This window comes from Blastopirellula sp. SH421 (assembly GCF_057808535.1).
Window position 1 is genome coordinate 4,216,974 of sequence record NZ_CM173712.1, and the last position, 13,497, is coordinate 4,230,470.

Below are 13,497 nucleotides of genomic sequence, written 5' to 3' on the forward strand. Positions count from 1 at the left end.
CTACGCGACTGGCGCACCGAGCATATTGGGCACCGGTTGCGGCTTTGACTGCATCGAACCGATGATCTCTTGGACCGACGCAGCGCCGATCTCGGCCAGCGCGGCAGGCAACTGATCGAGGATTCGCATCGACACGGTCGGATCATTGAAGTTCGCTGTGCCGATTTGAACTGCCGTCGCGCCAGCGACCAAAAACTCCATCACGTCATCGATCGTCCCGATGCCGCCGATGCCGATCACCGGAATTTTCACTCGTTGAGCAATCTGATAGACGCACCGCAGCGCCACCGGCTTGATGGCCGGACCGCTGAGTCCCCCCATCACATTACCCAGGAGAGGTTTTTTGCGACGCCAATCAACGGCCATCCCCAGCAGCGTATTGATGGCCGAGATCCCGTCGGCGCCACCCTCCTCGGCGGCGGCGGCGACATCGGCGATCCGCGCGACGTTGGGAGTCAATTTGGCCAACAGCGGCTTGGTGCACTGCGCGCGAACCGATGCGATCAAATCGCGGCACGTATCAGGGCAGATGCCAAAGTCGACTCCGCCGCTGACGTTGGGACACGAGATATTCAGCTCAATCGCGCCGACTTCGTCATACTGCGATAGCCGCGCCGCCATCTGCGTAAACTCTGCGGTGGTACGGCCGGCGATACTGACAATTGCCGGAGCGGCTAGTGAACCCAGATAGGGCAGATGATGTTCGATAAACGCGTCAATGCCGTCATTGTCGAGCCCGATCGAGTTCAACAGCCCGGCGGTGGTTTCGATGGTGCGCCAGGGAGCGTTGCCGGCGCGCGGCGCCTGGGTGATGGTCTTGGGGACGATGCCGCCGAGACGATCGACATCAACCATCCCGGCCATCTCGCGCGCATAGCCAAACGTGCCGGAGGCGACCAGAATCGGGTTTGCCAGACGCAAAGAACCAATTTGGACCGACAAGCTGGCAGACATAGGCGGAGACATCATTGACCGGGGGGATGGATCGGAACGATAAGACGTTCATCCTATCCCCTGAGCGCTAACGCGACAATGCGGCGCAGTAGCACGCGTCTTCTCGGATAGAGAGACGCGCTCACGCTTTGCTACGCTTGTCCGCAGTTTCGCTGCGTCAGGCCTTAGATAATGCCGCCGTGCGTGCGATAAGGCTTCATATGGCTCGGTTGGTCCAAAAACCAAATCCGCTCCCATTCGTCCAGCACGGTGCGCAGATTTTCTGACGTATAAAGCAATTGATTTGTACGTCGAGCTGGATCGGCCGAGTAAATCGGGACGAAGCAACCAACGCTACCCATGAAGCTAAGCCCTAAGAGGGCGCCAATCATCAACTTGCGCATAACCATCCTCCATGAAGCGGCGGCTACGTACGGCTCCTATAAGTCGCACGACACCGACAAGCGTGTTTCCGTGTTGCGCAGCCGAGACTCCGTGCTCGGCAAACGCTTATCCAGATAGATCTTAAGTCGCGTCGATGACGCAAAGCTGGTTCATTAGATTGCCAGCTGGATCAATGATCGAAGTCGCCAGGCGGGGGGGCGAATGTATTGGTTGGGGGTTCTGGGGTCTGAGGAGGAGGATTCATCGATCCACCCATCATCTCGGACGAACCCGAGGCCATGGCTTCGGCCTCTTCACGGCGGCGTTCCGCTTCTTCCATTTGGCGAACGCGTTCTTCCATCTCTTTACCAGGCTTGAAGGTTACGACGAATTTCGACGGAACATAAACCTTCTCACCGGTGCGAGGATTTCGCGCTTTGCGGGCCGCACGTTTTTTGACTTCAAAGACGCCAAAGTTCCGCAGCTCGATTCGACCATCTCCCACCAAGGTATCGACGATCGCATTGAACGTCTTTTGAACGATTTCCTTGGTTTTCAGTTGGGTGAGTCCGATTTCTTCTGAAATCGTCTTCACAATCTCTTTCTTGGTCACGACGCGGCTCCTGATCGAGTTTTTTGGGTCAGCAAGACGACCCCAACGTCGCTCCAAGTGTAGGTGTCATAAGCACTAGAGTCAAGATCAATCACGACTTAGGCAAATTCTCTCGCCTAGGTCAGCACATCACGACGCGAAAAATCGGTCACGTTTAGGACGTGCTAAAATCTTAGTAAGTTTCGATTGTCAAAGAGCTTACGAGCCAAGTTGCGGCTCGGGGCCGACCTGTTTTGCTGTAAGTCCTTACAGCCAAACAAGTAACACCGCTCAAGCAGTCACGACGTACATCAATCGCCTCAACTGCTGGCAGTACCCACTAGACGTTATCGGCCTCACAATCGTCAATCTTGAACTCTTCCGCCAGATTCGGGGAATTGTCTTAACCGGATCTCGATTTCTTTCTCCGGAGGCTGTGACTTTCGCTTAGATCCGAATCTGGCCCTTGCGCTCTTCGATTTCTTCCAGCTGATAGAGGGCCCCCTGGCCGCTACCGGGGCAAATCTCGCAGGTTTCCTTCCAATCGGCCTCGCTGCGGATGTTCGAGTCCCAGAAGGGCCAAGTTCGGCATTGACGCGGCCGAGCCGAATAGACCGTGCAGCCGCGGGATTGGGGATCAAAAAAGACGCAAGCTCCATCGCCGTACTCTCGCAAGCTTTTTCGGAGGCCCACTTTTCGTACGTAGGTCGTTTCAAATTGATCGACCGAAAGCTCTACCAAGGTCGCAAGTTGAGCAATTTCCTCGTCGTTCACCCATACGTAGCCGGGTGCGCCAGTACAGCAATCACCGCACTGCGAGCATTCAAAACGCAATCCGTCACGATACCAAGGTGACTTCGACATGCTTCCCCTTTTCACCAGTCTGTCGCTTCTCGCCGGAAGCAAAGGTATAAACTTGGCCCGACCATCAAGCGCCAAGCTCGACCGCCCAGGCAGCTCAGCTAGTGGACGAGCGAACTTAATGCTGATAGCACTTTCTCAACCTCCGCCGTCGTCGTAAAGGCGCCTATGCTAAATCGCACGGCGCCGCCGCGATCGGTGGTTCCCAATTGTTGATGCATCAGCGGTGAGCAATGCAAACCGGCCCGAACCTGGATATGATGCGCCGAGTCTAGGTAGCTAGCCAACTCATGCGGGTCAAAGCCGGGGATATTTAAACTGACGACGCCCACTCGATCAGCCGCCGACAGCGGGCCATAGACGTCAATCTGCGGCCAAGCGGCCAAACCTTCTAGCAGTTGCGCCGTGCGTTCCCGAATTTGACGCTCGACCGCCGAGACCGTCCGATCACGCAGGTACTCGACCGCTGCTTGCATCCCCAAGATCGCCGTTACGTTGGGATTGCCGCTCTCATACTTGTCAGGCAGCGTATCAGGTTGTTGCGGGTGCTGGCTAAGCGTGCCGGTTCCACCTTGGCGAAAGCTTTCGGTCTCTATCTCGGCGCCTGGCGCCAAGTACAGCACCCCCACCCCCAACGGGCCTAACAGCCCTTTGTGTCCAGAGCAGGCGTAGAAGTCGACGCCGGTTTCCTCCAAGCGAATCGGCGTATGCCCGGCCGCTTGGGCCCCATCGACTAGCACGCGAACTCCGCGGCGATGGGCCATTTCGGTGATCTCGGCGATCGGCTGCAGCGCCCCGGTTACGTTGGAAGCATGACTGATCACAATCAACCGAGATTTGTCAGTCAGCGCGGCTTCGATCGTGCTCGGTAAGACGACTCCGTGGGTGTCAGGAGCGACGTGACGCACCTCGATACCGCGTCGCGAAGCGAGATAGGCCAACGGGCGAAGAACCGAGTTATGCTCAATCGTCGTCGCGACCACATGATCGCCGGGACGCAAAAAACCATGCATCACCGTATTCAACGAGTCGGTCCCGTTGCAGGTAAAGATCACGCGTTCTGACTCACGCACTCCTAGCAGATAGGCAAGTTGCCGGCGAGTTTCGGAGACCGCGCGCTCGACAACCGCCGCTTCATGATATCCACTGCGCCCGGCCGGCGCACCGACTTGCTCCAAGTGCCGCCGCATTGCATCGACAACGCCTGGCGCTTTCGGCCAACTGGTCGCCGCGTTATCCAGATAAACTCGCGGTTGCCCCTCTACGTCCATCCTGTTTTACCCTCCGATTTGGTACATCGCCCTGTGCGTAACCGCGAATCCGGCTTCATCGACGCCGTGCCCTCGTCGTTTGGCGCTGGTGCAATCCTGAAATAACTGTGCTACCGCTTCGTCTGTCGCATCGCCGCGAAGCAGGGCGCGGGCATCCCATTCTTCGGTCGAAAAGAGACAGTTTCGTAGTTGCCCTTCCGCCGTGATCCGCAACCGGTTGCAATCGCCGCAAAACGGCTCAGTCACCGAGTTAATAAACCCCACCCGCGCCGGCGAATCTGCATAAACATAGTCCACCGCAGGCTGACTTGGATCGGCTCGGAGGACCGGCGACAACTGGGCCACTTCGCGCGAGAGGATCTCGCGTACTTCGGCGCCGCTCAGCACTTGGGACTGGCCCCAGTTCTTCTCCGCATCAAGCGGCATGAACTCAATAAAACGAAGTTCTAAGTCATGATCGCGCGAAAAGCGAGCCAAGGGGGCGATCTCCCCTTCGGTCAGCCCCCGGATCGAGACCGCATTTAGGCGAATCCCTTGAAAACCAACCTGCTGAGCAGCGGCGATTCCCTGCAACACGCGATCGACTCCCTCACGTCTCGTAATTCGCCTGAACATCTCTTCGGATAGCCCATCCAAACTGACGTTCAAGCGCCGCAGTCCCGCGTCATACAGCGCCGCCGCCTGATCGGCTAACAGCACGCCGTTGGTGGTCAGCGCCAGATCTTTGACGCCGGGGATCGCCGCTAAGCGGCGGATTAGCAGCGGCAATTGAGCGCGAACCAGCGGCTCGCCGCCGGTCAGGCGAAACTTTTGCACGCCCAGCGAAACAGCGATCCTGGCGACTCGTTCGATTTCTTCAAAGGTCAACAATTCGGCCCGCGGTTTGAACTGCACATTCTCGAGCGGCATGCAGTAAAAGCAACGGATGTTGCAGCGATCGGTGACGCTGATCCGCAGACTGGTATGGACGCGTCCCAACCGATCAACTAGCGACGACTTTTGGGTCATGACGCATCTCCTGTCGGCAAACCGGGATGAACCCACTCGGTCGAACCGTCACTCCAATTTTCGCGTTTCCAGATCGGCACTGCTTCTTTCAACGTATCGATCAACCATTTGGCCGCAATGAAAGCGGCTTCGCGATGCGCGGATGAAACGGCGACTACAACGCTCGCTTCACTGATTTCTAAATGGCCCAAGCGATGCACAACCGCGCATTTTTCAATCGGCCAACGTGCTTTCGCCGTTTGCTCTAACTCAGTCAGCTTGGCCAAGGCCATTTCGGCGTAGGCCTCGTAATCCAGCGAAGCGGTCTCTCGACCTTGCGTCAATTGACGCGTCACTCCGCTGAACGTCACAATCGCGCCGGCCGTCGGTGTGGCGACCAGGTCGTACATCGCCTGCAAATCGATCGTTTCGTGCGTTAGGCTCGCCACGGCTTTTGCATTTCTCATTAAGAACAGCGGAAACTACTTGTATTAACCGCCGCTGACCGGCGGAATGCAAGCGATCTCGTCGTCGGCCGCTACCCGCGTGGCGGCCGTTGCGTAACTTTGGTTCACGGCAAAATTCAAGAACTGGGCATACGGCCCTAGTTGCGGCCACTTGTCGACCATCGCAGCGCGAACCTCGCCGATGTCGGCGTCTTGCGAAACTTCTAGTTCAATTTTCTCGGCCCCGGCCAGGTCACGCACCGCGGCGAACAATTTGACGCAAACTCTCACGAAACCGTCAATTCATGCGGCGCCCGAGCCACCAATTGGTCCAGCCCTGGCCCTAGTCCATACGATGCGGCCAATAGTTTCAGGGGATGAACCGTACTCTTGGCGGTCCCCTGCTCCATCTGCATTTTACACGCACTGCACTCGGATGATCCGATTTGAATTTGCGGATCTCGCAGTGACGAAATCATCTCCCAACCGGCTCGCAGGCTGCTGCGAAAATTTTTCTTCGACAGGCCAAATGCTCCGGCCATGCCGGAACAGCCCTTTTCAATCGATCGTAACTGCAAGCCAGGGACCAATTTCAACAGCCGAGCACCGGCCGATTCTTGGTACAAAGCCCGAATATGACACGGCGTATGATAACCAACCGTGACATGCAGCGGCCGGAAGTCGAGGTTCAACTCGCCGCTCTGATGCAGCCCCCAGATATAGTGGCAAGCCTCGGTCGTGCCGCCAGCGACCAAGTCGGCCTCTTCGCTTCCCAATAGCTGACGATACTCATGTTTGAGACACATCACGGCCGAGGGTTCGGTGGCGACGATTTCGTATCCTTGGCGAACCGCTTCGGCCAGCAGCCGCAAATTTTGCTGCGCCAATTTTTTGGCCGGCGGCGTCGCTCCCAATGCAATGGCCGGCATGCCTGACACGGTTTGTCCCAGATGAACATAGACGGCGACGCCGTTGTGTTCGAGGATCGACACCAGCGACTCGGCCAACTGCGGATCAAACAAGTTGGCGTACATATCGACAAACAGCAATACCTTGCGGCCGCTCCGTCGGGTGGGACGGCTCAATCGCCGCCGCTGCGCCAATCGCAAAAAAGATCGCCGCGCAAACAGCGGCAGCTTCCGCCCTTGCGCGATGCCAAAGGTCTTTTCTAGCAGCCACCGCGCGCCTCGATTACGAATCGCCCAATTCGCGATCGGTCGGAAAAAGTGCCCCCACGCCGCCCAACGATCAATCCGCGCCAAGACCGAGTCGCTAAACGACAGCCCGTTGGTCTCATAGTATTGCGATTTGATTTCGGTCACGATTTTGGGAATGTCGACCGTCGCTGGGCATTCGATCCGGCATTGGTGACAATTGACGCACAAGTCAACGATCTTGCGGAACGGCTCGGTCGCCATTTCTTCGGGAGCGATGTTGCCGGTCAGCACGCCGCGCAACAGGTTGGCTTTGGCCCGCGGCGACGCTTCTTCTTTCGGCTCAAACCGAAAGATCGGGCACATCCGCGTATCCGCGCCGCTGGTGCGACATCGCGCACAGCCGTTACAAGCCCGGACCGCGGCGCCCATCTCATCGGTCGTCCAGGCCAGCGTCAGATCTTCATCTCGCACGCCGCGACGCACCGGCTGCGCATCGCCGTTCTCGCTGTGCGCAATGACAGAGAGCGGGCGAATCAACGACACCAAGGGGCGTGCCGCAACCACAATTTTTTTGCCGGGATTCAAAATCCCCACCGGGTCAAATAGGCGTTTGACCTCTTGAAACACGGCGTAGAGTGGGCCGAACTGACGTTCTAGATACGGCGTTCGACTGAGGCCATCGCCATTTTGTCCGCTGATCGTTCCGCGAATCGCGAGCGTTTCATCATACAAGTCCGACGCAACTCGCTCGAGTCGCGCGACATCTTCAGGATCCGCCAGATTCAGCAACGGCCGAATGTGCAACTGACCTTGGCCGGCATGCGCAAACAACGACGCCGTGACATGATGCTTCTTCAACACATTTTGCGTCGTCGTCAAAAATTCGGGGAGCCGAGAGGGTGGAATCGCGATATCTTCCAGATACGGAAGCGGTCGCGTCGTCCCCTTCAAACGATACAAAATTGGCGCAATCCGCCGCGCCAGTTCCCAGTACATCCCCACTTCTTCCGGCGAGGTCGTCACAATGGCATGAAACGCCCAGCGCCGCCGGCGGCGAATCCGATCGACAGCCTGGTTTAAGCGATCTTGGACTTCGGTGGTCGATTCGCCCGGCATTTCGACCAACAGCATCGCTTCGGCTTCGGATGGGATCAAATTGAAGTAACGCCGATCGGTCTCGCGGGCGATCGCCAACACGCGCCGATCCAACAAGTCACAAGCCGAAGCGCCCAGTGCAGGAATCTCGAGCGCCGCTTTCGCCGCCAAATCCAGCTTTTCAAAGAAGAGCAGCACCAAGCCGCGATGCTTGACTCTCGGCGAGATGCGAAGTTTGGCCTCGGTAATCAGGCCCAGCGTCCCTTCGGAACCGACCAGCAACTTGGCGACATCCAGCTTGCCATTTTCAAGTACGCCGCTCAGTTGATAACCGGCGCGATTCACGGCTGTCGCCGGAGCATGTTTCTCGATCAACGGTTTGTTGCGCTGCAAGATATCAATCAAGCCAGCGCAAATCCGCGCACGTTCGTTCTCCCCTTGTAGCGCTGTCTCGATCGACTCCGAACCAAATTCGACCAGGTCGCCGTTGGCGAGAATCACTTGCAAGCTTTCGACATGCTCGCGGGCCGAACCATGCAACAACCAATGACTGCCGCTGGCGTCGACCGAAAGCACGCCGCCCATCGTTGCGATGGCGCGATTCGCCGGATCGGGACCAAAGATCCGCCCCGTCTCAGCAAGTTGGCGATTCAGTTGGGCCAAGATTACGCCTGGCTGAACGCGAATCGTTTGCTCTCCATACTCAACGACGCGGCGTAAAGCATGCGCAAAATCGATAACGATTCCGCTGCCCAAAGATTCGCCTGCCAGACCGCTACCCGATCCGCGGGCATGAACCGGAATCTGATTTTCGTTGGCATACCGCACGACCGCGACAACCTCTTGCGCGCGACGCGGCCGGACCACGGCCAGCGGCTTGATCTCGAAAATGCTGGCGTCGGTCGCGTACATTTGCAACGATAAGTCGTCGCACAGGACTTCGCAGTCAATGACGCCGCGCAGATCAGCTCGGATTCGTTCCCGTTCCGGATCCATGAATCTCCAAAAAACCGCTTACGCACTGAAAAGTTGTTTTCTCAGAGGCGCCGCGTGTTGACGTTGATGCGGTTCTACATCGAACAAACGATAAGTGTCGATGCATGGAACCTGATGCATGAAACCTTCTGATATTTAGCGCAGACAGATCATCTATCGCCGGGGCGATTTCGACGTAACCTCTCTATATCATACGGGATAGGTCAAGCCCTGGGAAAGTGGCTGCGAGGGGACTTCTCTCAAGAAGGCGGAGATCACGGCTACGTAAAATATGCCGGCTAGGAATCGCCCATCCAAACACTCCAGCACTTCCCCACGTAGGGGCCGCCATGCGGCGTGCCATGTTTTCGCAGGCAGTGCAAAGCGTGGCCGCAGTGCCTGCGTCAATTGGCGCTAGCCCGCAGCGGGTAGGTCGGTCGCCCTAGCAATTCTGGCTCGGCGGCCGCTTGCGAAAGCCAACCAATCAGCAACTCTCCCCGCCGAATCGGATTGGTTTCGGCGAGCAGTTGTTGTTTCGTCAACAGCGGCCAAGGGAGTGCGTAAGCGACCGCGTCAGTCAGTACTTCCAGCGACGGAGACGTACCAAGCGAAGGCTGCTCAAACATCTGCGCGAATTCTGTTTTGGCGAGCATGCCTTTCAGACGCGTCACAACTTCGCTGGACTCATTGGTTCCATTGCAGCCGGTACCCAGCAGATTTTCGACCTGCGCCATGCGGTAAGCAGCCTGCGACGGAATCTCTTGCAAGATCTTGGCCCGCTGCATGCCGCGCATCAGAATGTGGGACGTGCCGTCTTCGTGCGTTTCACATGCGACAATCTGTCCCACGCAAACAATGTCATGCAGCGCGGGGCTTTGATCGTATTTTCGCTGCCAACCAGCCCGCAGCAGCGCCATTGCAATCTGGCCGTTATCCCCCTGCGTTTGGTCCAGCAATTCCCGATAGCGCGGCTCAAAGATATAGAGCGGCTGCAATACGCCTGGAAATAAAACCAGGTTGGGCAAGGGAAAAAGTCGGATCGGGTAAGCTGTCAACGAAGCTATCTCGCGAGAGTCACTAGTAGCGTACAAAGGACGAACAGATACCAGCTTACTCGGTAATCTCTGCAAGAAGCTCCGTTGTTTATCGCAGAATCGCCCGAATCGGAAAGCTTCTCGACGCTGACACCCCCAACAGGGTACGCCGTGGTCCGAGTACAAACCGCAGAACCAGTTCCTCAGAGCGTTGAACACTCGGTCAGGGCGCCGAATTCTCACGCTCAATCGGGACGCTTGCAGCTCTCTGTGAGCTCAAATAAGTCGCCAAGTCGTAGAAATCGCTCTCAGGCAGCGCTTCGGCAACATTGTCCGGCATCAGCGACAGTCGACTGCTGCGTCGCTCGTCGATATCGTCGACGGCGATGATCCGTTCTTTGCCGCGCGAGTCGACGATCGCCAGTTTCTCGGCGGTCTCATTGCGGATGAGCCCGGTCAGAACTTCGCCGCTCACCAGCCGCAGGATCGAGGTTCGAAACGCCTGATCGACATTTTGGTTGGGGAGCAGCACATCTTCCAACACGCGTTCTACGCCGCGATTGCCGATGCCGTCCAATTGCGGCCCGACCAGCGCACCCTCGCCTGCGATCTGATGACATGCGGCGCAATGCTGCTTGAAGATCGCGGCCCCCTTCCCCAAGTCGCCGCGCGACTTTTTCAAGCCGGCGATTCGGTCGGCCAACAGTTCGACACGTGCGGAGTCGCCGGCCATCGAGCTGACGTCATATCTGTTGACCATGCCGTGCAGCGAATCGTCTGCATGCAGCACTAATTTTTCGCGCAGCGACACGTCGGCCAACAGCGCCGTCGGCAGTTTTCCTTCGTCGATTAGTTGAAGCAGTAACTTGCCGCCGAGCAGGGTCGAAGCCAACTCTTCGGCCAGCTTTCGACTCGCTGCAAAATCGAAATAAGTCGTCGCCTGACGATAGACCGTCGCAGCGTCAACCTCTTCTGGATCACAGAGCACTTCTACGATCCAATCATCCATCGTGGTCGGCCAAATGTTCATCCCGATGCGCTCCGCCAACGGACGATAGATGGATGCACCGCCGCGACTGGTCTCTAGAACCGCCAGCGGTCGACGGAACTGCGGTTCTGCTGTCGCTTGGATCGCGCGCCGCAAAGTTGCCTGATCGGCCTTGTCGCCCAGTGAACGGGCAAGTTCGACTAACGCAGCCAAGTAAAACAATCGCTCGGCAGGCGAAGCCTCTGGCAATTGCATGGCTTGCCCCTGGAAATCTCCCACTGCAATCCACGCATAAGCGCCGCCGCGATCTTGATCGACCACTTCCAAACGCCCGATCTGGCCGGCGTAAGGTTTCAGATCCCACTCGACGCGGGTGGCGACGTCGGTTCGCGGCGCATCGACTCTGGCGATCACTTCGCCCGTCGTCAAGCGAAGTTGGACGAAGTTTTCTCCCGGCGCTGGCTCACTGGGCAAGCGGTTGTGCCCCGCGATCCGAAACGCCAAGCTCTGCGGCAACTCCAACAGCGGCCCCAACAAACGGCCCGTTTTCTGCTCGCCACCGGGCAAGCTCGAAAGCATCCGATGCGGTTTGCCTGCTTCGTCTCGCCGCGTCTCAAAGTTCCAGGGAGGCGACTCGCTTGCTTGATCGGACAGGGAAGCAAAACTCCATGCCTCCGCATTCGGAACAACTTGAGCTTCCAGTCGCGCTAACAAATGGTTCGCGGCGTTTGCTAATCCAGCAGGAATTTCACCGCGAGCAGCCGCGCCCTGTGTGATCGGCAACAGCACGCGTAACTGCGTCGACAGATCGTCTGGCAAATCCGCAATCACCACTTCACTCAACGTCGCGATCGCCGCAGGCGATGCATACTGCGCGGCGTTTTCGAGCGCCGCTTTGGCAAGGTCTGGTTGGCTGCGAATGGCTGACCAGTGCGCAAGCAAAAAGTCGGCGCCTTGCGGCGATCGCGCTGCCATCGCGATCTCGGCCAGCAGCGACAAATCGCTTGGCTCTAGCAGAGCGTTGACCAGCAACCGAGCGACCTCGGCATTGCGAAAATGTTCACGCAATGCGATTCGAACCGTCATGGTCAAATGATTGTCATCAGGATTTGCTTGCTTCCAAAGTGCGAGCAAGGGACTCACATTCGCGAGCTGAGGATGCTGCCCCAGGGCATCCGCCGCCGCGCGAGCCGCAAATGAATCTTCGTCTTGGAGACCGGCAATCGCTAATGCGCGCTGCGCATCGTTCCAATCGACGGCCGCGACTTCGCTGAGAATCCGCATCGCATGGATGCGAACCAATCGATCTTGATCGGCGGCAAGTTGCTGGAGCTCAGCAATCTCAAGTATCTGAAGTCGAGCCAAACACCACGCGGCATGAGCGCGTGTGGTGGAATCCTCAGACCGAATCGCTGCCCGCAGCGGCGCGGCGGCAGCTGGGCCAATACGATCAACCAATTGGTGCGTCGCCAACATCCGAGTCGTCAAGTTGGGATCGGCCAGACAGGCGATCAGCGCCGGCAGATCGGCGGCCGCCAAGTCTGGCGCCGGTTGGTGAGGTCGCTCGGCGTCAGATCCATGGTAGGTGATGCGCCAAATGCGGCCACGATCTCGGTCACGGCCTGGGTGTTCGAGTGGAACCTCATAATGCCCGATGATCTTGTTGTAAAAGTCCGCGATGTACAGCGCGCCATCCGGGCCCAACTGAACATCGACCGGCCGAAACCAAGGATCGGTCGACGTCACAAAGTCATCGCAGGCAACGGCCTGAATGGTCGATCCGTGGTACTGCGGTCGATTGCGATTGACCCGGCTGGTCATGACATTGCCAGAGAAAAAATCGCCGCGATACTCGGCCGGAAAGCGATTGTCGTCGTAGCGCACCACACCGGCGATGGCGGTCGAGCCGTGCAAGTGGTCCATCATCGGCGGCACAAACCCTAGGCCATCATCCGGCTGTCCGAAGCTTGGATAAAAGCCCCCCCGCAGCAATTGATAAATCGGCTTGCTATGACAGTCCGCGGTAAACAGATTCCCCTGCGGATCGATCGTCATGCCAAAGGGATTGACCTGACCATGCGTAAAATGCTCGATCCGCTGACCATCGATTCGCATGCGGTAGGTATTGCCAGAGGTCATCTCGATCTGATGCCCGTCGGCGCCGGCGACGCGGGTAACATTGCTGAAACCATGGCACGCATACAACCAACCATCGAATCCGCGGCGAAACGAGTTGTTCATTCCATGCGTATCGCGATCGTACCCCATCGGACCAAACAGCACCGTCCGCTCATCGGCGACATCGTCCCCATCCACATCACGCAGTAGATAGATATGGGGGATGCTGTAAACGATGCATCCGCCGGCAAATGGATAGAGCCCGATCGGAATGTTCAGTCCATCCGCAAAGACCGTCGTCTTGTCAGCGCGACCATCTCCGTCTGTATCTTCTAAGATTTTGATCGCGTCCCGGCCGGGTGTTCCGACCGGCGCCGGATAGGGATACTCGAGCGTCTCGGTCACCCAGAGTCGGCCGCGGGCGTCAAACGCCAGATTCAACGGCTTGGCGATTTGCGGTTCGGCGGCGAACAGCTCTGCGCGAAATCCGTCAGGCAGCGTAAACGACGCTTCCTCTGCGGCCGGAGTCAGCGGTTCAGTGGGCCGAACATTGCTCTGAAATGGATCCTCCGCCCAGCAATAAGCGGAAAATAGAAGAAACCACGCTCCTAGCGAGAAGACATGACGTGTCAGCATAGGGATAGAGAGGGGACTGC

11 protein-coding genes are annotated in these 13,497 nt (G+C 57.7%); all 11 read right to left on the reverse strand.

The genetic code is table 11. From position 1 onward, the window contains the following. Positions 1-954: a dihydroorotate dehydrogenase gene (locus tag SH421x_RS17100; RefSeq protein WP_488850765.1), complete on the reverse strand. Its 954-nt coding sequence runs from the start codon at positions 952-954 to the stop codon at positions 1-3. A gap of 164 nt (positions 955-1,118) precedes the next feature. Next, on the reverse strand, positions 1,119-1,337 hold the full coding sequence (locus SH421x_RS17105) for a hypothetical protein (protein WP_488850766.1): 219 nt from the start codon (positions 1,335-1,337) through the stop codon (positions 1,119-1,121). A gap of 170 nt (positions 1,338-1,507) precedes the next feature. Beyond that, positions 1,508-1,930 carry an HU family DNA-binding protein gene (locus SH421x_RS17110; protein WP_488850768.1) on the reverse strand — a complete coding sequence of 141 codons (423 nt, stop codon included), beginning with the start codon at positions 1,928-1,930 and terminating at the stop codon, positions 1,508-1,510. Between the two features lie 426 nt (positions 1,931-2,356). Beyond that, the gene (locus SH421x_RS17115) at positions 2,357-2,773 is read right to left on the reverse strand and encodes a YkgJ family cysteine cluster protein (RefSeq protein WP_488850769.1); all 417 of its coding nucleotides are present in this window, start codon (positions 2,771-2,773) and stop codon (positions 2,357-2,359) included. A 98-nt stretch (positions 2,774-2,871) separates the two neighbouring features. Next, positions 2,872-4,041 (reverse strand): cysteine desulfurase, encoded by a 1,170-nt coding sequence (locus SH421x_RS17120; RefSeq protein ID WP_488850770.1) that lies wholly within the window; start codon positions 4,039-4,041, stop codon positions 2,872-2,874. A 6-nt stretch (positions 4,042-4,047) separates the two neighbouring features. Then, entirely contained in the window at positions 4,048-5,049 is a 1,002-nt protein-coding gene (gene moaA / locus SH421x_RS17125) for a GTP 3',8-cyclase MoaA (RefSeq protein ID WP_488850772.1), read from the reverse strand. Next, positions 5,046-5,477, reverse strand: a complete 432-nt coding sequence (locus SH421x_RS17130; RefSeq protein WP_488850773.1) for a molybdenum cofactor biosynthesis protein MoaE — start codon at positions 5,475-5,477, stop codon at positions 5,046-5,048. The genes moaA and SH421x_RS17130 overlap by 4 nt, the downstream gene beginning before the upstream one ends. A gap of 42 nt (positions 5,478-5,519) precedes the next feature. Next, positions 5,520-5,765: a MoaD/ThiS family protein gene (locus SH421x_RS17135; RefSeq protein ID WP_488850775.1), complete on the reverse strand. Its 246-nt coding sequence runs from the start codon at positions 5,763-5,765 to the stop codon at positions 5,520-5,522. Beyond that, positions 5,762-8,722: an FAD-binding and (Fe-S)-binding domain-containing protein gene (locus SH421x_RS17140; RefSeq protein ID WP_488850776.1), complete on the reverse strand. Its 2,961-nt coding sequence runs from the start codon at positions 8,720-8,722 to the stop codon at positions 5,762-5,764. The genes SH421x_RS17135 and SH421x_RS17140 overlap by 4 nt, the downstream gene beginning before the upstream one ends. Before the next feature lie 383 nt (positions 8,723-9,105). Continuing rightward, the gene (locus tag SH421x_RS17145) at positions 9,106-9,756 is read right to left on the reverse strand and encodes an LON peptidase substrate-binding domain-containing protein (RefSeq protein WP_488850777.1); all 651 of its coding nucleotides are present in this window, start codon (positions 9,754-9,756) and stop codon (positions 9,106-9,108) included. 202 nt (positions 9,757-9,958) lie between these two features. Further along, positions 9,959-13,477 carry a PVC-type heme-binding CxxCH protein gene (locus tag SH421x_RS17150; RefSeq protein WP_488850779.1) on the reverse strand — a complete coding sequence of 1,173 codons (3,519 nt, stop codon included), beginning with the start codon at positions 13,475-13,477 and terminating at the stop codon, positions 9,959-9,961. Positions 13,478-13,497: the final 20 nt, after the last annotated feature.

What these genes read in the sequence shown, in the direction of transcription:
- SH421x_RS17100 (WP_488850765.1), bottom strand. Translation starts at nt 954, where the DNA reads ATGTCTGCCAGCTTGTCGGTCCAAATTGGTTCTTTGCGTCTGGCAAAC.
- SH421x_RS17105 (WP_488850766.1), bottom strand. Translation starts at nt 1,337, where the DNA reads ATGCGCAAGTTGATGATTGGCGCCCTCTTAGGGCTTAGCTTCATGGGT.
- SH421x_RS17115 (WP_488850769.1), bottom strand. Translation starts at nt 2,773, where the DNA reads ATGTCGAAGTCACCTTGGTATCGTGACGGATTGCGTTTTGAATGCTCG.
- SH421x_RS17120 (WP_488850770.1), bottom strand. Translation starts at nt 4,041, where the DNA reads ATGGACGTAGAGGGGCAACCGCGAGTTTATCTGGATAACGCGGCGACC.
- moaA (WP_488850772.1), bottom strand. Translation starts at nt 5,049, where the DNA reads ATGACCCAAAAGTCGTCGCTAGTTGATCGGTTGGGACGCGTCCATACC.
- SH421x_RS17140 (WP_488850776.1), bottom strand. Translation starts at nt 8,722, where the DNA reads ATGGATCCGGAACGGGAACGAATCCGAGCTGATCTGCGCGGCGTCATT.
- SH421x_RS17150 (WP_488850779.1), bottom strand. Translation starts at nt 13,477, where the DNA reads ATGCTGACACGTCATGTCTTCTCGCTAGGAGCGTGGTTTCTTCTATTT.